This window comes from Actinosynnema sp. NPDC059335 (genome assembly GCF_042752395.1).
Classification (GTDB): domain Bacteria; phylum Actinomycetota; class Actinomycetes; order Mycobacteriales; family Pseudonocardiaceae; genus Actinosynnema.
Window position 1 is genome coordinate 9,748 of record NZ_JBHYXZ010000058.1, and the last position, 2,237, is coordinate 11,984.

Genomic DNA, 2,237 nt, shown 5'->3' on the forward strand with positions numbered 1-2,237 from the left:
ACCGCCGCGCAGGTGCTCATCACCAACGGCGGCAAGCAGGCCGTGTACCAGGCGTGGGCCCCGGTCGGGGGGCCCGGCGGCCGGGTGGGGGGGGCCGCCCCCGCGCGGGCACCCCACCCCCCCCCCCACCCGCGCGGGGGGCCCCCCCCGACCCCGTCCCCTCGGCACGACGAAGTGCCCCCCGTCGAACGGCTGCTCGGCGCAGCGCTGCCGCGACCCGACCGCCGCGCGGGTAGCCTGTGCGGCGACGAGTGGAGCGCCGCGGAGTGGGGGTGGCAGTGTTCACCGTGCCGGAGGCACGCGAGGAGCTGGCCCGGTTGCTGCCGGTGCTCACCGAGATCGTCGCGCTGCGGGCCGACGCGGCCGAGCTGGCCGCCTCCCTCAACGGCGGCGAGCCGACCGACCTCGGCGGGCTGCCCGAGCTGAAGGCGGCCCAGGCCCGGCTGGACGACCTGATGACCGCCGTGCAGGCGACCGGGGCCGAGCTGAAGGGCTTCGCTCCCCTGCTGGTCGACTTCCCGGCCGAGCTGGACGGCGTGCCGGTGCTGCTGTGCTGGTTGGAAGGCGACCGGGGCCTGGACTGGTACCACCGGGCGGACCTCGGCTTCGCCGGCCGACGCCCGCTGGCCTGACCGCTGTCCGCCGAGGTCAGAAGGTGATGGACCAGGCGTCGAGGGTCCCGGCGTCGTAGGCGAACGAGTCCTTCACCCGCAGCTTCCACGTGCCGTTCCTGTTCTCCGCCGACGTGTCCACCTTGTACGTCTCGTGGACGCCGTCCGCCGAGTTCTCACCACCGGCCGCCCGCAACGCGAACACCGCACCACTCGGACCGACCAGATCAATCGCCAAATCCGCCGTGTACGGATGGATGATGTCCACCTTCACCGACGTCGCCGCCGTGCCGCGACCGCCGCACTCGGACACCACGATCTCCGACGTCACGGCCTCGCCCGCGTCCGGGATCGCCACGTCCTCCGTGCTCGAACCACCCGCGCAAGCGGGCTTCTCCCCGCCGAACGACGCCGTGTGCAGCAGCCGGTTCGGCGAGCCGTTGCCCGCGTTGCGGACCACGTCCGGGGTCGCCGCGCCGGTCAGGGCCTCGGCGACCCGCGCCGGGCCGGCGGTGGGGTCGCCCGCCAGGAACAGCGCCGCCCCGCCCGCCACGTGCGGCGACGCCATGGAGGTCCCGCTCATCGTCGCGCGCCCGGTGTCACCGGTGTGCGACGCGGACGTGATGCCGCTGCCGGGCAGGTCCACGCACGAGCCGTAGTTGGAGAACGACGCCCGCTTGTCGCCCTTGTCCGTCGCGCCGACCGCGATCACCTCGGGGTTGCGCGCGGGGCCCGCGCCGCACGCGTCGGCCGAGTTGTTGCCCGCCGCCACCACGAACGTGATGCCGGCGCCGGTGAGGCGGGAGATGGCCTCGTCGCCGATGCCCGGGGTGTCGAAGGTGAAGCTGCCGTTGACGACGGCGGGTTTCGCCGCGTGGCGGGCGATCCACTCGATCCCCTGGACGCCGGCGGAGTCCGGTGCGCTGCCGCCGCAGCCGAGGATGCGCACCGCCACCAGCTTGACCTCCTTAACCACGCCCCACGTCCGGCCGCCGATCGTGCCGGACACGTGCGTGCCGTGCCCGTGGCAGTCCTGCGCGACCGGGTCGTCGTCCACGAAGTCGTAGCCGTCGCCCGCCCGGCCGCCGAACTCGGTGTGCGACTTGCGGATGCCGGTGTCCAGCACGTACGCGGTGACGCCGGCCGCGGTGGTGCGGTAGGTGTACTTGCCGTCCAGCGGCAACGTGCGCTGGTCCACCCGGTCGATGCCGTAGGTCGCGTCGGGCTGGGTGTCCGCGACCCGGGCCGTGCCGTCCTGGTAGACGCGTCGGACGGCCGGGTCGGCGGCGAGCCGGCGGGCCTGCTCGTCGGTCAGGCCCGCGGCCAGGAACCCGTGCATGGCGGCGGTGAACACGGTCCGGACGCGACCGCCGTACCGGTCGGTCAGCGCTTGCGACGCGGTCTGCGCGAGTCCCGCGCCGTCCCGCAGCGACACCAGGAAGCTGCCCGCCACGGGCCGCGACGCGGGCACGAAGTCGGCCTGGGCCTGCGCGGGCGCGGTCAGGCCGAGGGCGGCCAGCGCGGCGACGACCGCGGCGGCCACCGGTCGGTGTGCCATGGGTTTCCTCCACGGGCGCGGGATCGTCACGCCCGGCGGGGGCGGGGGGGGGCCCCCGCCCCCCCCCC

General features: G+C 75.3%; 2 protein-coding genes. One reads left to right on the forward strand and one right to left on the reverse strand.

The window, feature by feature from the left end; all coding sequences use genetic code 11:
• Positions 1 to 272 precede the first annotated feature (272 nt).
• On the forward strand, positions 273 to 632 hold the full coding sequence (locus tag ACFXGA_RS19520; RefSeq protein WP_378089756.1) for a DUF2203 domain-containing protein: 360 nt from the start codon (positions 273 to 275) through the stop codon (positions 630 to 632).
• Positions 633 to 648: 16 nt separating this feature from the next.
• Here ACFXGA_RS19520 and ACFXGA_RS19525 read toward each other — a convergent pair whose 3' ends face one another.
• Positions 649 to 2,169: a S8 family serine peptidase gene (locus ACFXGA_RS19525; protein WP_378089758.1), complete on the reverse strand. Its 1,521-nt coding sequence runs from the start codon at positions 2,167 to 2,169 to the stop codon at positions 649 to 651.
• Positions 2,170 to 2,237: the final 68 nt, after the last annotated feature.

What these genes read in the sequence shown, in the direction of transcription:
- ACFXGA_RS19525 (WP_378089758.1), bottom strand. Translation starts at nt 2,169, where the DNA reads ATGGCACACCGACCGGTGGCCGCCGCGGTCGTCGCCGCGCTGGCCGCC.